Source organism: Lysobacter yangpyeongensis (assembly GCF_042655745.1).
GTDB classification, from domain to species: domain Bacteria; phylum Pseudomonadota; class Gammaproteobacteria; order Xanthomonadales; family Xanthomonadaceae; genus Agrilutibacter; species Agrilutibacter yangpyeongensis.
Genome location: NZ_JBHSNM010000008.1, coordinates 89,905 through 107,159 on the forward strand (window position 1 = coordinate 89,905; position 17,255 = coordinate 107,159).

Below are 17,255 nucleotides of genomic sequence, written 5' to 3' on the forward strand. Positions count from 1 at the left end.
ATGTACAGCCTTTCTTCTGCACGACTCGCGATCGTCGGCCTGGGATACGTCGGACTGCCGCTTGCCGTGGCGTTTGGCAGAAAAATGTCCGTGGTCGGCTATGACATCAACGCCAGCCGGGTTTCCGAACTCGAGTCGGGGATGGACCGGACGCTCGAAGTCAGCTCTCAGGATCTCGCCGAAGCCAAGGGCCTGGTCTATACCGATCAGCTCGAAGCGCTGCGCGATTGCAATGTCTTCATCATCACGGTTCCGACCCCGATTGACGCCGCGCGTCGCCCAGACTTCGACCCGCTTCTCAAGTCCAGTGCCGCCATCGGCTCCATCCTCAAGAAGGGAGATATCGTCATTTATGAGTCGACGGTGTATCCGGGCGTTACGGAAGAGGTGTGCGTGCCAGTGCTCGAGCAGCAGTCCGGGCTGACGTTCAACGTCGACTTCCATTGCGGCTACAGTCCCGAGCGGATCAATCCGGGGGACAAGGAACGTACCGTCACGAAAATCACCAAGGTGACGTCGGGCTCCACCCCGGAGGTCGCGGATTTCGTCGATGCGTTGTATCGATCCATCATCGAGGCCGGTACGCACAAGGCCAGTTCGATCCGCGTGGCGGAGGCCGCCAAGGTCATCGAGAACACGCAGCGGGACGTCAATATCGCTCTGATGAATGAGTTGGCCCTCATCTTCAATCGTATCGGTATCGATACGCACGAGGTGCTCGCGGCCGCCGGAACCAAGTGGAATTTCATGAAGTTCGTGCCCGGCCTTGTTGGCGGCCACTGCATTGGCGTCGATCCCTACTACCTGGCGCATAAGGCGACCATGCTGGGTTACAACCCGGAGTTGATCCTCGCGGCGCGCCGCATCAACGACGAAATGGGGCCGCACGTGGCGAACCGGGTGCTTCGACTCATGGCACGCGCCGGCCTGAACATCGTCGGCTCGCGCATCCTGATTCTCGGCCTGTCCTTCAAGGAGAACTGCCCCGACGTCCGCAATACGAAGGTGGTGGATGTCCTGCACGAGCTCAGGGATACCAATGCCCACATCGAGGTCTACGATCCGTATGTGGATCCGCTCGAGGCCCGGCATGAGTACGGGGTGTCGCTGGCGGAGTCGCCGGTGCCTAGCTCCTACGATGCGGTAATCCTGGCCGTGGCGCACAAGCAGTTCGTCGGCGAACACGCGACCATCGATATCCATGCCTTGAAGAAGGAGGGCGGCATCGTGTTCGACGTCAAGGGCGTGCTTGCGCCAGGTCCCGGCATCCATCGCCTCTGATGCCTGCTCCTACCGCCATCCACCGGACTACTGGATCAATCGACGTGAAGATCAACTTCAAGTACCACCAGCAGGAGTTCTCGCTGGCTGCGCCAGACGGCGATTACGTCGGCGAGCGCGTGCAGCACGACGGCACGTTCTACGAAGTGGATCTGTTGGAAGAGCTCGGGGTGACCGACATCCCGGAGGGCGCGCTCGTCGTCGACGTAGGTGCCAATGTCGGCAACCACACGGTTTACTTCGGCGGGGTCATGGGACTCAGGGTGATGTCGATCGAGCCGGAAGCGCGGAACGCGGAATTCCTGCGCGCCAACATAGAGGCCAATGGGTTGGCCGACCGGGTGACCATCGTTCCTTGCGCGCTGGGCGCGCAACCGGCGCGCGGGAGACTCGTACAGCAGATCGCAGGAAACTCCGGCACGTTTGCGTTGGTGACGGAGCCGACAGGTTCCATCGAAGTCCGTACGTTGGATGAAGTCGCGAAAGGGCTCGGGCAGGTCGCGCTGATCAAGATTGATGTCGAAGGGCACGAAGTCCAGGTGCTGGAGGGAGCGCGGGAAACCCTGAAGGCGCACCGGCCGGTGATTACGACGGAATGCCATTCCAGTACGCATTTCGCCGCGGTCAGCGCCGTTCTGTCGCCGTTGGGCTATTCGGTCGTGGATATCGCCGGGCGCTCCGAAAACTTCATCTGGGTGCACGAAGAGGCCGCGGGCGCGGTCCGGTTCGCCAATATTCGGGAGGCCATGGAGCTGCGCCGAATTCGGCGCAAGTTCCACCAGGTGCTCACGGCGACAGACCGGATCTCCAATTTGCTGCAGAACGAAGCGCGGACCGAAGCGGGCTGGCGCGCGCAGGTAAACGGCGTACTCGAAGCTATCGGCGCATCGAGTTCCAAGGCAGCGGAAGTCGCCGAGCGCGGCGACCTGTCGGTGTACTGGAAGGCGCTTGCGGACATGCTCGGCGATATCCAGGGCAAGTTCTACGCAAGCGAGGAGAGGCTGACTGCCTTGCGCCATGAACTGTTGGGGCTGGCCGCACAGTTCCCTCGGGAACTGGAACATCTGCGGGTGGCGCTGCTCCGCGGAGTCGGTCGCCAGTTCGACGGGCAGGGCCGCCTGGGGGCTGCCGTCGAGCGCATCGAACATGCCATGGCCGCCAACCATGCAGAAGTCCGGCAGGGACTCGGCGCGGGCGCCATGGAAATCAGACAGCAGCTTGACGCCGGTATGGGCCACCTCGGGCAGTCGCTCGAGGCCAGCATGGGTGAGCTCAGGCAGGCGGTCGATGTCGGCATCAATCGTTCCCTGCAGGGAATCAAAGCAGAGCTGGACGAACGCAATAACGCGCAGGCGCATCGCGAGCTGAGCCTCAACGACCTCACCCAGAAGCTGTTGAGCTGCCAGGATCAGTTGCGGGTCCTCACCCAGGAGCTTGTGCTGGCGCGCACGGATCAGGAGCGGTTGCTGGCCGCGAGCCAGGACGCGAAGCGTGGCGAGCTCGCACAGGCGCTATCGGCGCGGGAATGGGAGATTGCGTATCGCCTTCTGCATGGTTCACGCGCGCTCCGCCTCGCAAGAGGTGTGCGCGCCTTTACCGGTCGCTCGCAGCCGGCGCACGATGCCTCGACGCGCCGTGCGGAAATAGCGGATACGGTCGAACGCAACCTGCGTACGATGGGGGTAGAGCGCGCTGCGCCCGCCGCATCAGGTCTGCGGGAGGTGCCGAATCCTCGTCGGCAGGGAAGGGAACGGGTGCGCGCCGGCGTTGCGACGATGCCCGGGCGCGAGTCGGGACTAGCGGTCGTACTCGATTCGATCTGTCCCCAGGTCGACGAGGTTTTCGTCTATCTGAACGGATTCAAGGAGCCGCCGTCCTGCGTTCTCGCGCATGACAACGTGCGCGCGTTCATCGGACCGGACATCGGCGACCGGGGCAAGTTCCGGTTCATCGACGGGTACTCGGGATACTTCATTTCCATCGACGATGACATCGCGTATCCGGAGTTCTATGTCCAGACGCTCATCGACGGTATCGAGCGATACGGCCGCAAGGCGGCCGTTGGCTGGCACGGCTCGATTCTGCTGGATGGTTTCAAGGACTACTACGACCCGAAGAGCCGCCGGGTGCTGACCTTTGGTTCCGAGCGTGGGGCAGATACGCAGGTGCACATCCTGGGAACGGGATGCACGGCCTTCCATACGGATACGATCAAGGTTTCGTACTCCGATTTCCTAAAGCCGAACATGGCGGACATCTTTTTTGCCCTGGAGGGCCAGCGACAGAAGGTGCCATTCATGGTGTTGGCGCACCGCAAGGGCTGGGCGGCACCGATCGAATTCAAGAATTCGCCTTCCATCTCGGGCGAATCGATGAAGTCATCGGGTTCGCGGATCGACGTGCGCACGATCACCAATGAACTGGTGATGACGCAGGGCAAGTGGAACATGCCCAAGGTCGAGGCGACTTACAGCCGCAAGCCGTTCACGCTGGCGCTGATCGGCAGGACCGACAAGGAGCGATGGAAGAAGGGGGGCATTCTCAAGAGTAGCCACCTCACCAAGAAGATGCTGGACCCCTATGGGGTTACCACGCATCTGGTCGACATCGAAAAGGGGGACGTAGAGAACCTGGGCGGCGCCGATCCCCAGATCGTGATGATCTACCCGGGCGACCCTGATCGCCCCGATTACAAGAAGGTCGAATACCTCGTCGATTTCCACGCTTCCCGCGGCCGGATCGTCCTGGTGAACCTGAGCCTCAATTCCGTGGCAGCGCGAAACGAGTTCGTGTGTCGCCGAATTTCCGCATGGCGCAAGGTGCATGGGAACCGGGTGAGGCTGATGACCTTCACCGATCGCGCCAAGGACCTGCAGGCGCTGGCGCCGGTGGCGGACGCGATCTTCGCAGTACCCAAGACGATCGAAGTTCCTTCTGTCAGGGCGCGCTCGTTCGCCGGCACGGAAGGCATCTTCCTCGGCGACTATGGAAAACTGTGCGACGAGATCCTGCTGGGTTATCCCGTGGAGGAAGCCCTGGCGGCATTGCGTGCGGCGTTGCCCGGAGTTCCGCTGTATGCCGTCAAACAATACGCCCCGAAGGTCAGCAAGGATCTGGGCATCCGTGTCCTGCCCTACCTTTCCGACGATTATGCGGCGACGCTGCGAAGCGCTCGCCTGATGGTCAGCATGGTCAAGTACGCGACCTTCGAGATGGTGCCTGCGGAGCTGGCGGCGATGGGCATCCCGATCGTGCATCCACGCATGAGCTTCTCGTTGTCCGACTATCTGGGCCTGTCGGCATTCGAAGTGGAAACCGTGGCAGAGCTGGTGGAAACCACTGCGCTGCTGTATTCCGACCCGATGGCGTGGGAAGCCGCCAGTGCGTCCAGCGAACTGCGTGGCGCCAGCGCCGATTTCCGCCGGTTGTCCGCGCAGATGTATGCCCGGCTGCTGCGTCTCGCCCACTCGGTGCCGCCAGATGAAGCGCGATGACGAGTTCGCCGGCGCGGCAGGAGAGATGATTCGCAAGCCCAAGGTGGTGAACGGTCGCGGCAATGGCTGGGTGATCTTTGCCGAGCCCAACGCTTCCATTAACAACTGCGAGATCTACGGGGCCAGTTATTTCGGCTTTGCGTCATACATCAACTCGGGCATCCTGCGGGCGTATGTCCAGGTCGGCCGCTATTGCTCCATTGGCCGCAACGTGAGCCTGGGGCTGGGCACCCACAATTTCCGTGGACTGTCCACCTCCCCCTTCTTCGAGATGCAGGTGGGGGCCGGGCAGCAACGGCTTGCTTCCACGGAGCCGAAGCGCCGGGTCATCATTGGCCACGACGTCTGGATCGGAGATAATGTCCTGGTCAACAGTGGGGTGCGCATTGGCAACGGCGCGATCGTCGCTGCCGGCTCGGTGGTGAGCAAGGACGTGGGTGACTTCGAGATCGTCGGCGGCGTTCCGGCGAAAGTCATCAGGAGGCGGTTCCCCGATGAAGTATGCGACCAGCTGACGGAACTGAAGTGGTGGGAACTCCATCCCTCCCGCCTGTCCCAGGCGGTCGTGCCCGACATCAATGAAACCATTGTCCGCCTGCGCGACATCGATCGCTGCGAGGCCTTTTTCCCCGAACGCTACGAAAAGCTCTTTCCTCCAAACCCCTGAATCCCGAGAAACAAGCACATGCGTACCAAGATCCTTTTCATCGGGGCACTACTGAGCCTCTCGCTCGCGGCGTGCCAGCAGGACGCCGCCCCGGTTGAACCGCAGTCCACGGCGACCGTTCCCGCTCCCGTTGCCCCGGCCCCACAGACCGATATGCTGCCCGCGGTCGGCGATGGCGTTGTGTTCGACTTTCCTTACGTGATCAACAAGGACCATGGCGTGCCCGGCCGGGACGGCGTGCGCAACCGTGAGATTCTCATCGAGTACAGCGCTGGAACCCTTGCCCAGATGGACGAGCGTGTTCGTCAGGCCTTCAAGGCAAAGGGGTATGCACGCCCCAAGCCGGCCACCCGCAACGGCGCGGTGCATTCGATCTACCGGAAGGAAGGCCAGGCCGACGTGCACGTGTGGATACGCGAAGGGCTGCCGCCGGGCGAACGCTTCACCGCCAAGTCGCAGTCGATGCTCGGCACGATCTACATGGTTTCCCCGATGGCAGCGCCCGCAGCAACCGCGACGGCTGCCACAGAACACTAAGCCGGCATTTGTCCGACGGGGCCGTTGGTTGTCGCCAACCGCCCCGTTCCGGCTGGTAACCCGGGAACTAACCCAACAACTCGGCGGGCGCCACGAAAGGGCGATTCATGGAGTGACGGGGCATGTACGGACGCCGCCCCCGCCTGAGCACGTCGGAATGCCAGGCGCTAAACGCATCCACGTACCGTTTTCTGGGTTCCGAGAGCAGAGCGGCTTCGTTGTTGCGCAGATCGGTTCCGCGGGATGCATCCGTCGTAAGGGATTGTTCGCGATACAGGGCGAGGTACAGCGGCTCGTCCACGTTCGCATGGGCTTGGCGCCCGTAGACCGCGCGCAGTCTCTGGAAGTATTCGTAGTCCGCCGATGTGCGGACATTGTCGAACCAACCGATTTCATCGACGATTTCGCGCTTGATCATCAAGCTGATCAGCGCAAGGCGCTCGCGTAGCCCCTGGTTGAGAACGAGTTCGCCCCCTTCGGTGTGGCGGACGTAGTTGCAGGTACTTGCAACGATTCCCGGGGCGCGCAACGCCGCCAATTGCTTCTCGATGCGCTGCGGGTTGCAGGTGTCATCGCTGTCCATGAACGTGATCGCATCGCCACGCGCCTGCGCGAGCCCCGCATTCTTGGCCGCATAGGTTCCGGCGTTCGCGCTCATCCGGATCAGCTCGATCCGGCCATCGATCGCCTGTGCTGCGCGGATGATCTCGACGCTGGAGTCAGTGCTCGCATCGTCGACCAGCACGATCTGCAGGTTTGTCCAGGTCTGCCCTGTGATCGAACGGATCGCCGCCTCAAGCCACCGCTCGCTGTCGTGGATCGTCATGATCACGCTGACGAGCGGGGATTGGGGAAGCCTGGAATCTGGCGCCCGCAATGGCAGCGAAGCAGGCCGATGGAATTTCCCTTGCTTCCACCAGGACCAGCGCACGAGGCGCTGCCAGCCCTTGCTCCATTCCACCTGCTACCTGCCTTCGATCGGTCAATTCCTGCCTTCGGTAGGCAGAATACCCTGCTTTCGACGCAACAGGCGTTCCGCACCCTTGGCGGCAAAGAAGATGTGCTGCTCGGAACTGCCGTCCGACTTCCATATCGGCACCATCGCTGTCTGGGCGAATTCGTCTGCCATTTCCATGCGCAGCCTGGTCAGCGCTTCGTCGGCATCGATACCCGAGGGGAAAGAGAAGCTGACGCGACAACCGCTGGTCCGGCAATCCCGGTCGTAAGTCATCGAAGCTGCGACACGGGGGTCGAAGAGCTCCGGGTCATGGACAATGGCATCGAGCCTGGCTTCCACCATGTGGGCCCATTCCGGCGTCTCCGGGTCTTCGCCAAGGTTGCCGTACAGCTCGGACAGGCGTTCGCGTGCGCGCTGTTCGCGGGCCAGCGGCGATACCGGGCCCGGATTGATGCCGGCCCGCTCTGCCGATGGCACGGTGGAGGTATGCGCCGGCACCGCGCCCGCGGCCACCGTGTCGGAAACGCCGTCGTCGATCGCCTGTGGCGCCGTTGCCCGCAGCTCGGGCTGCCGCGATCTCATGTACAGGAAGCCGGCGGATATGAGCAATGCCGCCAGGAACATCAGCGGCCATGGCCACCGGGCGAACCCCATCGTCTTCGCGTTCACTCTCATCCCCTCAAAAAAGGACGGCTGCATGCAGCCGTCCTCGGTTACCCATCGATCACTATCAGTTGGTCGCAGTCGCGGATTCCACGACGCGGATCCGGACGATCGAAGAGTTGGGCGGCATCCGGCAATACAGGCTAACCGGATACGTCGCCATGAAGCTCGAAACCACGCCGGTACCGGAGGCGGAGAGGAAATTGAGGTTGGCGACCTGGCCGGCGGTCATATTCGCCTGCTGTACGTACGAGACCGGCGTTCCGTCGAGGTTGCTGCCGATGTAGAGCTCGCAGCGGGGCGTGGCCGCAGTCGGCGTGTGGAAAGTAACGTAGACGTCGGCCGGGTTGGCATCCGTCCAGATGGTGGGATTGTCCGCATCCACGTTGACGTTGCATACGACGTATTCGGTGTTGGCGCTGATGTTTTTCAGCCCGTTGGCGCGGAAGGAGAGTTCGGACGGCAAGGTGGTGGTGCTGTAGGGCTGGCACTCGGCGCCGTTCGAGTTCTTCGAATCCAGGGCGTGCGCGGCAGGTGCCAGCGCGAACATTCCCGTCGCCATTACGGCGAGGGTCAACATCTTGATTACGTTCATCGGAACTCCGTTCGGGAAGAATTTGGTGGTGGCTGCATGCAGGAGCCACCTGGCAATGCGTCGGTACTTGCGACGCACTGTGAGGAACGGAGTCTTTGCCGGGATCCGGCCATTGATCACGGCATTGCGCAGCGAGCGAACCCCGCGCTATGGAGGCGTCGTGCCTGAGATCGTTTTCAGGTCATCCGCTTGTCGCGAGCCATTGGCGAATCGCGACCACGATCCGATCAGCCGCATTGCCATCCCAGCCTTCAATTTCCGCCCCGGCCGGCATCGGTCGCGACAGGGTGGCATCGAGTACCGCGTCGAACGACGCGGGCTCGACAAGGACGTTGCTGCCCTGTTCCACCGTTACCGGACGTTCGGTGTTTGCGCGCAAGGTAAGGCAGGGAATTCCCAGCACGCTGGTTTCTTCCTGTAGTCCCCCGCTATCCGTCAACGCGACGCGAGTAGCTGCCAGCAGGGACACGAACTCGCGGTAGCGCAGCGGCGGCAGAAGCTTGAGACCGGCGATGGATTCCAGCTCATGCGAGAGATCGTGCTGGTCGAGGGCCGCGCGCGTACGGGGATGCACCGGCCACAGCACGGGCAGGCGTGAGGCCGCGGATCGCATGACCTCAACGAGCGTGCGCAGTGAATCGAGGTTGTCCACGTTCGATGGACGGTGGAATGTCGCCAGAGCGAACGCGGACGGTTGCACCGAATACTTCGCGCAAAGCGCTTCCCCCAAGGTGCGATCCGCGGTGCTTAGCAGCGCATCGATCATCAGGTTGCCGACGAAATGCACGTGGGACTGCGCGTGTCCTTCCCGCGTAACCAGGTTCCGCACCGCATCCCGGCTCGTAGCCAGGTGCAGGTCGCAGATCGCGTCCACCATCAACCTGTTGAGCTCCTCGGGCATGCTGCGGTCATAGCTGCGCAGACCGGCTTCGACATGCGCAACGGGTATGTGGCTGCGCTTCGCGGCATAGGCGGCGGCGAGTGTGGTGTCGACGTCACCGAACACCAGCACCAGGTGGGGCCGGTCTTGCGCGAGTCGGGAGGTGTAGGCCGAGAGCATCTCGCCGAGTCGGCGACCGTTATCGGTCTCGCGCAGGGCGAGGGCGACCACGGAATCCGCGTTGATGCCCACGTCTTCGAGGCTCTGCGCAGCAAGTACCGGGTCGGTGTGTTGCATCAGGAATACGATTCGCGGCTCGCACCAGGATTCCCGCCGCAACGCGTCGAACAGGGGGCCTGCCTTGATGATGTTGGGGCGCGTACCGATGACCAGGTCGAGCCTGGTCGCCGTGCGAGTGCCGTTGTTGGCCGAGATCAAGTCAGGCTCCCGATCGCGTGGGCATGCCGGCGCCAATATGCCGCGCAACCCGTTCTGCGATTGCCAGGGAGGCCCGGCCATCACCGTAGGGATTGTGCGCGGTCGCCATGGCCTGATAGGCCGCGGGATCGCCGAGCAGGCGAGCTACTTCGTCCGTAATGCGTGAGCGATCCGTGCCAACCAGCTTGACCGTCCCCGCATCCACGGCTTCTGGGCGCTCGGTGGTGCCGCGCATCACGAGTACCGGTTTTCCGAGCGAAGGCGCCTCCTCCTGGATTCCCCCGGAATCGGTCAGTATCAGGCGCGCGCGCATCATGAGCCGCACGAAGGGAACGTAATCCAGCGGGGCAATCAAATGCACTCGCGGTTGATCGCCAAGGATGCGGCGCGCGGGTTCCTGGATATTCGGATTAGGATGCACCGGGAACAGCACGCGTGTGTCGCTGCGGCTCGCCAGCTCGCGCACGGTGTGGCAGATCTGTTCGAAGCCTTCACCGAAGTTCTCGCGCCGATGCGCTGTCACCAGGAGGATGTGGCGGCCATCGTCCGGAAGTCCCAGTTGCCTGTCCAACGCGTTTGCCAGGTCCGGGTCGGCGGAAAGGCGCGCGGCCACCTGCAGCAGCGCATCGACTACGGTATTTCCGGTGACATGGATGCTGGCGTCGGCGATGCCTTCGCGGAGCAGGTTGGTCCGAGCGGACTCCGTAGGGGCGAAGTGCAATCGCGCCAGTGAGGCCACCAGTCGGCGATTGACTTCCTCCGGCCAGGGCGAATCGGGATTTCCGGTGCGCAATCCGGCCTCGACGTGCGCGACCGGGATCCGTTCGTAGAACGCACTCAGGGCCGTGGCCAGGGTCGTAGCGGTGTCCCCGTGCACCAGCACCAGGTCCGGGCGATGGCGGCGCATGCTGGAGCTCATTCCCAGCAATATCCGCGAAGTGACGTCCGCCAGGCCCTGCCCGGCTTCCATCACGTTGAGGTCTTCGTCCGGGACGATGCCGAAGACGCCGAGCACCTGATCCAGCATCTCGCGATGCTGCGCGGTGACTGCAACGAAAGGTTGAATGCCCGGGGTCGCAGCCAGCGCCGCGACCACGGGTGCCATCTTGATCGCTTCGGGTCGCGTTCCGAAGGCGACCATCACCCTTTTCATCGGGGGCTCCCCATCAGATCGCGGCCTGCAACTCCGGCAACAGCGCGAACAGATCGCCCACCAGCCCGATGTCCGCGATTTCGAAGATCGGCGCATCGCCGTCCTTGTTGATCGCGACGATGGTGCCCGCGTCCTTGATGCCGGTCAGGTGCTGGATGGCGCCGGAAATGCCCACCGCGATGTAGAGCTCGGGCGCGATGATCTTGCCGGTCTGGCCGACCTGCAGCTCATTCGGCACGTAGCCGGCGTCGACCGCTGCACGCGACGCACCGACGGCGGCACCGAGCTTGTCGGCGAGGTCGTAGATGATCCTAAAGTTCTCGGCCGAACCGACGCCGCGACCACCCGACACGACGCGGCGCGCGCTCTGCAGGTCCGGACGGTCCGACTTGCCGGCGGCGAGGCCGACGTAGCGGGTGTGCATCGGCAGGGCGGCATCGACGTTGATCGCTTCGACGGCGGCATTGCCGCCACGCGCGGCTTCCGGCCAGGACGCGGTGCGCACGGTGGCGACCACCGCGTGATCGGTCGGCGCGTCGACGGTGATGATCGCGTTGCCGGCGTAGATCGGCCGCTTGAAGGTGTGGCTGCCTTCCACCGCCATCACGTCGGACACCTGCGCGACGCCGAGCAGGGCGGCGACGCAGGGCATCAGGTCCTTGCCGAAGGTGGTCGAGGGGCCGAACACGTGGGTGTAACCCGCGGCGACCTTGGCGACCTGCGGCGCCTGAACCTGCGCGATCGCATTGGCATTGGCGGCGTTGGCGACGGTGAGCACCTTCGCCACGCCGGCGATCTGCGCGGCGTCGGCGGCGATGCCGGCCGGATCCGCAGCCAGGACCAGGATGTCGATCGATTCCGGCTTCAGCGCCTGCGCGGCGGACACGCACTTCGCGGTCGACGCGTTGAGCTTGCCGTCCAGGTGTTCGGCGACGATGAGTACCTTGCTCATTACAGCAACCCCTTGGCCTTGAGTGCGGCGACCAGTTCGGCCGCGTCCTTCACCATCACGCCGCGGCTGCGCTTGGCCGGCGCGGCGTAGTGCGTGGTCTTCAACGTGTCGCCGGTGTCGACGCCGAGATCGGCGAACGCGATCGTCTCCAGCGGCTTGCTCTTCGCCTTCATGATGTCCGGCAGCTTGATGAAGCGCGGTTCGTTGAGGCGCAGGTCGGTGGTGACGACGGCGGGCAGGTCGACTTCCAGCGTTTCCAGGCCGGCGTCGACTTCGCGCGTGACCGTGGCCTTGCCGCCGGCGACCTCGAGCTTCGAGGCGAACGTCGCCTGCGGGCGGCCCCACAGCGTGGCCAGCATCTGGCCGGTCTGGTTGGCGTCGTCGTCGATCGCCTGCTTGCCGAGGATGACGAGGTCGGGCTGTTCCTTCTCGATCAGCTTGAGCAGCGTGCGCGCGGCGGTGAGCGGCTGGATCGGCTGGTCGCTGACGACATGGATCGCGCGGTTGGCGCCCATGGCCAGACCATTGCGCAGGTGCGCCTGGGCGTCGGCCGGGGCGATGGTGGCGACGACGACTTCCGTGGCGATGCCCTTGTCGCGCAGGCGCAGGGCCTCCTCGAGGGCGATTTCGTCGAAGGGGTTGGCCGACAGCTTCACGCCGTCGGTGACCACGCCGGAGCCGTCCGGCTTGACCTGGATGCGGACATTGAAGTCCACCACGCGCTTGTAGCCGACGAGGATCTTCATCGTCTGGGGATTCCTGTGGGGGAAAGGGCGCGGCCGGAGCGGCCGGGCCGGCAATTCTAGCGGAGCCGGGGCCCCGACGCCTCGTTCGATCCGCGGCCGTACGGGGGCGGGGAGGGGTTCCGTTATCCTCTTGCGCTCGAATCGCGACGGGAAAGGTCGATGCTGCATCCGGTGGTGCTCAGTGGCGGTAGCGGGACGCGGCTGTGGCCGCTCTCGCGGCAGAACCAGCCCAAGCAGTTCCTGTCGCTGATCGGCGACCACTCGCTGTTCCAGGAGACCGTCCTGCGCGCCAGCCGCCTGCCGGGCGTCCAGGCGCCGGTGACCGTGTGCAGCGACGATCACCGCTTCATGGTGGGCGAGCAGCTGCAGGGCATCGGCATCGCCAGCGGCGGCATCCTGCTGGAGCCGGTGGCGCGCAATACGGCGCCGGCGATCGCGCTGGCGGCGCTGCACGTCGCCTCGCGGGATCCGGATGCGTTGATGCTGGTGATGCCGGCCGACCACCTGATCGAAGACGAAGCCGCGTTCCGCGATGCGGTCGCCGTCGCCCGCGATCTGGCGGAAGCCGGCTGGCTGGTCACCTTCGGCATCCGCCCGGATTACGCCGAAACCGGCTATGGCTACATCCTGCGCGGCGACGAACTCGCCAGCGGCGCGTACCAGGTGCGGCGTTTCGTCGAGAAGCCCGACCTGGCCACCGCGGAGCGTTACGTCGCCGAAGGAACCTATGCGTGGAATTCGGGCATGTTCCTGTTCCGGGCCCGCCGCTACCTGGAAGAGCTGCAGCGACATGCGCCCGCCATCGCCGCGGCGGCGGAACGCGCCTATGCGCATTCGCGTTCCGACCTCGACTTCGTTCGCGTCGAGGCAGAGGCCTTCGCCACCAGTCCCAGCGATTCCATCGACTACGCGGTGATGGAGAAGACCGATCGTGCGGCCGTGGTGCCGGTGAGCTGCGGCTGGAGCGATATCGGTTCGTGGTCGTCGCTGTGGTCGGTGGCCGAACGCGACGAGGACGGCAATCGCCACGAGGGCGATGTCATCTCGGTGGACACGAAGGGCAGCCTGGTGCGCGCTTCGGAGCGGCGCATGATCGCGACGCTCGGCGTGGAGGACCTGGTGGTGATCGATACGGCCGACGCCACGCTGGTTGCACGCAAGGACCGCGTGCAGGACGTGAAGACGATCGTCGATACGCTGAAGGCGGCCGGTCGCACCGAGCACCTGTACCACCGCAAGGTCTACCGGCCGTGGGGCAGTTACGACTCCATCGGCGTGGGCGAGCGCTTCCAGGTGAAGCGCATCGTGGTCAAGCCCGGCGCGGCATTGAGCCTGCAGAAGCACGCGCATCGAGCCGAGCACTGGATCGTGGTGTCCGGCGTGGCCGAAGTGACCTGCGACGATCGCGTGTTCGACCTGCACGAGAACGAGAGCACCTACATTCCGCTCGGAAGCGTGCATCGCCTGCGCAATCGCGGCACCGCGCCGGTGGAACTGATCGAGGTGCAGTCGGGCACGTACCTGGGCGAGGACGACATCGTCCGCCTGGAAGATGTCTACGGGCGCTCCTGATCGCGCCCCCGATCAGTCGTCCCCGATCGGCGAGCGCCCGGACCCGCCGGTGACCGTCGCGGTTCCCGCGACCATGCCCGAAAGTACGGTATGGCGCGGACTGCGCCCGCGTTAAACTTCGCGCCTCCCCACTTGGAGTCGCACGATGGCCGAGGCCACCGCCAGGAGCAAGGTTTACCCGAACGCCGCCGAGGCGCTGAAGGGGCTGATCGCGGACGGGCAGACGCTCGCCGTGGGCGGCTTCGGTCTGTGCGGTATTCCCGAGGCGCTGATCGCCGCGCTGCGCGACACCGGCGCGAAGAGTCTCACCGCGATCTCCAACAACGCCGGCGTCGACGGCTTCGGCCTCGGCCAGCTGCTCGCGACGCGACAGATCAGGAAGATGATTTCCTCGTACGTCGGCGAGAACAAGGAATTCGAACGCCAGTTCCTCGCCGGCGAACTCGAACTCGAATTCAACCCGCAGGGCACGCTCGCCGAGCGCCTGCGCGCCGGCGGCGCCGGCATTCCCGCGTTCTACACGCGCACCGGCTACGGCACGGTGGTCGCCGAAGGCAAGGAAACGCGGCAGTTCGACGACGGCCACTGGTACGTGATGGAAACCGCGCTCAGGGCCGACGTGTCGCTGGTCAAGGCGTGGAAGGCCGACAAGGCCGGCAACCTGGTGTTCCGCAAGACCGCGCGCAACTTCAATCCGGCCTGCGCGATGGCGGGCAAGGTCTGCATTGCCGAAGTGGAAGAGATCGTCGAAGTCGGCGCGATCGATCCCGATCACGTGCACCTGCCCGGCATCTACGTGGACCGCATCGTCCACAACCCGACGCCGGAAAAGCGCATCGAACAGCGCACCGTGCGCGCCGCCTGACGACAGAAAGGAAACAGAACATGGCCTGGACCCGCGACCAGATGGCGCAGCGCGCCGCGCAGGAACTCACCGACGGCGCCTACGTCAACCTCGGCATCGGCCTGCCGACGCTCGTGGCCAACTTCATCCCGGAAGGCATGGACGTGTGGCTGCAGAGCGAGAACGGCCTGCTCGGCATCGGTCCGTTCCCGACCGAGGACGAAGTCGACGCCGACCTGATCAATGCCGGCAAGCAGACCGTGACCGCGCGTCCGGGGGCGAGCTACTTCGGCAGCCACGATTCCTTCGCGATGATCCGCGGCGGCCACATCGACCTGGCGATCCTCGGTGCGATGCAGGTGACCGACAAGGGCGATCTCGCCAACTGGATGGTGCCCGGCAAGATGGTCAAGGGCATGGGCGGCGCGATGGATCTGGTCGCCGGCGTGAAGCGCGTCGTGGTGCTGATGGAGCACACGGCGAAGAACGGCGAGCACAAGATCCTGCCCGAGTGCACCCTGCCGCTCACCGGCGTGGGCGTGGTGAATCGAATCATCACCGACCTGGCCGTGATGGACGTCACGCCGGAGGGCCTGGTGCTTCGTGAATGCGCCCCCGGCGTCGACGAAGATGAATTGCGGGCCAAAACCGGCGTGACCCTGCTGGCCCGATAGGCAATTTGCGAGAACCATTAAGACGCCAGGGACGGCGGCAGTTGTATAGTCGTCCGCGTTAATCAGGGGGCTGACGACATGTACGGGAAATCACGGGTTTTCGGGATCGCGGGCGCAAGCCTGCTACTCGGGCTGCTTGCGGGCTGCTCGGGGCAGGGAGAGGCTTCACGCAGTGCGGTCGCTGTCGCTGCCGGCGCGCCGGCTCCGGCTGCATCGATTCCGGTGGGAGGCGCGACTCGCGCGGTTCGTCAGGTCGCCTTCGCGGGTCTGCCGGATCGCGGCGAGCTGCTGGACTATGCGGACCGTCGCGACGTGCGGCAGCGCGGCGCCTATACCTGGTATCCCGTCAACCTCAGCGAAGACCACGCCCTGCGTGCGATTGCCACCGGCGAGATGCGCCTGCGCGCGCCGGATGGCCGGACCATCGCGCTGAAGTACGAGCGTCACATCGAGCATCCGGACGGCAACTGGAGCTGGATCGGACGGACGGCCGATGGCCGTGATGCGGTGCTCACGTTCGGCGAAACGGCCGCCTTCGGCTCCATCCCCAATGGCGATGGATTGCCGCTCCGGCTGACGATGCAGGGCGGTCGCAGCTATCTGGTGGAAGTCGACGGCAGCCGCATCGCGAACATCAACATCGAGGCGACGCGTCCCACTCGCACGGACTCGCTCAAGCCGCCGCTGGCGCCGCGCCTGCGCGTGGTCACGCCGTTCACCACCGCGGCTGCGCAGATGGCCGCAGCCGATCCGAATGCCACCCCGGTCGTCGACGTCGCCGTCGGCTACACGAACGGGTTCGCCACGTCCGTGGGCGGGCAGTCGGCCGCAGTCACCCGCATCAACAACCTGGTCGACACCACCAACCAGGCCTATGCGAACAGCCAGGTCAACGCGCGCGTGCGGCTCGTGCACACGATGCAGGTCACCTACGCCGACGCCACCGACAACAACGTGGCCCTGGAAGAACTGACCGGCTACCGCAACGGATCGTCCATCCCCGTCCCCGCGGCGCTGCAGCCGCTGCGCGCGGCGCGCGAGACGTACGGCGCCGACCTGGTGTCGCTGGTGCGCGATTTCCGCACGCCGGAAAATCAGGGCTGTGGCGTGGCCTGGATCCTTGGCTTCCAGCAGCAGCCGATCGACCAGAGCTGGTCGGACTTCGGCTATTCGGTCGTGAGCGACGGCAGCGACTACGACGAGACGGACAAGAGCAATTACTACTGCCGCGACGAGACCTTCGCGCACGAGCTGGGCCACAACATGGGTTCCGCCCACGATCGCGAGACGTCCAAGGGCGACAACGGCGTGCTGGATCCGGACGAGTACGGCCGCTATCCGTATTCCTTCGGCCACAAGACCAGCGTCGGCAATTTCTTCACGGTGATGGCCTACGGCGACAGTGGCCAGACGTCCTACCGCGTGTTCTCCAATCCGCGCATCACCTTTTGCGGCGGTCAGCCCTGCGGCGTGACCGACCAGGCGGACAACGCACGCAGTCTCTCGCAGACGATCCCGATCATCGCGCAGTTCCGCGCTGAAATTTCGACCGAAAGCCCGGTTGCCCACGATTACAACGGGGATGGCAAATCCGATGTGTTCTGGCACAACGGCAACAATGGCCAGAACCGCATCTGGTACTCCGCGCTTTCCAGCAGCATGATCAACCAGACACCGCTGTCCACTACCTGGCAGGTGGTTGCCGATGGCGACCTCGACGGCGACGGAAACACGGACATTCTCTGGCGCAATGCCGCGACCGGGTCGAACGTCGCCTGGTATGCCGGCCTGTACGCGCACC

General features: G+C 64.5%; 15 protein-coding genes. 8 read left to right on the plus strand and 7 right to left on the minus strand.

The features are described from left to right. The 4 genes from ACFPN1_RS15480 to ACFPN1_RS15495 are packed head-to-tail and all read left to right on the plus strand — an operon-like array spanning position 1 to position 5,979. Positions 1-1,281, plus strand: coding sequence for a nucleotide sugar dehydrogenase (locus ACFPN1_RS15480; RefSeq protein ID WP_386756092.1), 1,281 nt, complete (start codon positions 1-3; stop codon positions 1,279-1,281). A gap of 44 nt (positions 1,282-1,325) precedes the next feature. Further along, on the plus strand, positions 1,326-4,775 hold the full coding sequence (locus ACFPN1_RS15485; protein WP_386756093.1) for an FkbM family methyltransferase: 3,450 nt from the start codon (positions 1,326-1,328) through the stop codon (positions 4,773-4,775). After that, entirely contained in the window at positions 4,762-5,442 is a 681-nt protein-coding gene (locus ACFPN1_RS15490) for a CatB-related O-acetyltransferase (protein WP_386756095.1), read from the plus strand. Before ACFPN1_RS15485 ends, ACFPN1_RS15490 begins: the two co-directional genes overlap by 14 nt. 18 nt (positions 5,443-5,460) lie before the next feature. Then, positions 5,461-5,979, plus strand: coding sequence for a hypothetical protein (locus tag ACFPN1_RS15495; protein WP_386756096.1), 519 nt, complete (start codon positions 5,461-5,463; stop codon positions 5,977-5,979). A 67-nt stretch (positions 5,980-6,046) separates the two neighbouring features. Here ACFPN1_RS15495 and ACFPN1_RS15500 read toward each other — a convergent pair whose 3' ends face one another. From ACFPN1_RS15500 to ACFPN1_RS15530, 7 genes are all read right to left on the minus strand, one after another. Continuing rightward, positions 6,047-6,940 (minus strand): glycosyltransferase family 2 protein, encoded by an 894-nt coding sequence (locus ACFPN1_RS15500; RefSeq protein WP_386756097.1) that lies wholly within the window; start codon positions 6,938-6,940, stop codon positions 6,047-6,049. 21 nt (positions 6,941-6,961) lie between these two features. After that, positions 6,962-7,636: a hypothetical protein gene (locus ACFPN1_RS15505; protein ID WP_386756098.1), complete on the minus strand. Its 675-nt coding sequence runs from the start codon at positions 7,634-7,636 to the stop codon at positions 6,962-6,964. 31 nt (positions 7,637-7,667) lie between these two features. Beyond that, positions 7,668-8,195, minus strand: coding sequence for a hypothetical protein (locus ACFPN1_RS15510; protein WP_386756099.1), 528 nt, complete (start codon positions 8,193-8,195; stop codon positions 7,668-7,670). A gap of 181 nt (positions 8,196-8,376) precedes the next feature. Further along, positions 8,377-9,513, minus strand: coding sequence for a non-hydrolyzing UDP-N-acetylglucosamine 2-epimerase (wecB, locus tag ACFPN1_RS15515; protein ID WP_386756100.1), 1,137 nt, complete (start codon positions 9,511-9,513; stop codon positions 8,377-8,379). A gap of 1 nt (position 9,514) precedes the next feature. Beyond that, positions 9,515-10,666 (minus strand): non-hydrolyzing UDP-N-acetylglucosamine 2-epimerase, encoded by a 1,152-nt coding sequence (wecB, locus tag ACFPN1_RS15520; protein WP_386756101.1) that lies wholly within the window; start codon positions 10,664-10,666, stop codon positions 9,515-9,517. A 13-nt stretch (positions 10,667-10,679) separates the two neighbouring features. Beyond that, on the minus strand, positions 10,680-11,618 hold the full coding sequence (locus ACFPN1_RS15525; RefSeq protein ID WP_386756102.1) for an electron transfer flavoprotein subunit alpha/FixB family protein: 939 nt from the start codon (positions 11,616-11,618) through the stop codon (positions 10,680-10,682). Next, positions 11,618-12,364, minus strand: coding sequence for an electron transfer flavoprotein subunit beta/FixA family protein (locus ACFPN1_RS15530; RefSeq protein ID WP_386756103.1), 747 nt, complete (start codon positions 12,362-12,364; stop codon positions 11,618-11,620). The genes ACFPN1_RS15525 and ACFPN1_RS15530 overlap by 1 nt, the downstream gene beginning before the upstream one ends. Before the next feature lie 159 nt (positions 12,365-12,523). Between ACFPN1_RS15530 and ACFPN1_RS15535 the strand changes: the two genes are divergently transcribed. The 4 genes from ACFPN1_RS15535 to ACFPN1_RS15550 all read left to right on the plus strand — a co-directional run. Further along, the gene (locus tag ACFPN1_RS15535) at positions 12,524-13,936 is read left to right on the plus strand and encodes a mannose-1-phosphate guanylyltransferase/mannose-6-phosphate isomerase (RefSeq protein ID WP_386756104.1); all 1,413 of its coding nucleotides are present in this window, start codon (positions 12,524-12,526) and stop codon (positions 13,934-13,936) included. Positions 13,937-14,081: 145 nt separating this feature from the next. Continuing rightward, positions 14,082-14,801: a CoA transferase subunit A gene (locus tag ACFPN1_RS15540; protein ID WP_386756105.1), complete on the plus strand. Its 720-nt coding sequence runs from the start codon at positions 14,082-14,084 to the stop codon at positions 14,799-14,801. A gap of 20 nt (positions 14,802-14,821) precedes the next feature. After that, positions 14,822-15,454: a CoA transferase subunit B gene (locus ACFPN1_RS15545; RefSeq protein WP_386756106.1), complete on the plus strand. Its 633-nt coding sequence runs from the start codon at positions 14,822-14,824 to the stop codon at positions 15,452-15,454. Between the two features lie 222 nt (positions 15,455-15,676). Further along, on the plus strand, positions 15,677-17,255 hold a 1,579-nt coding region (locus ACFPN1_RS15550; RefSeq protein ID WP_386756107.1), incomplete at its 3' end, for a reprolysin-like metallopeptidase.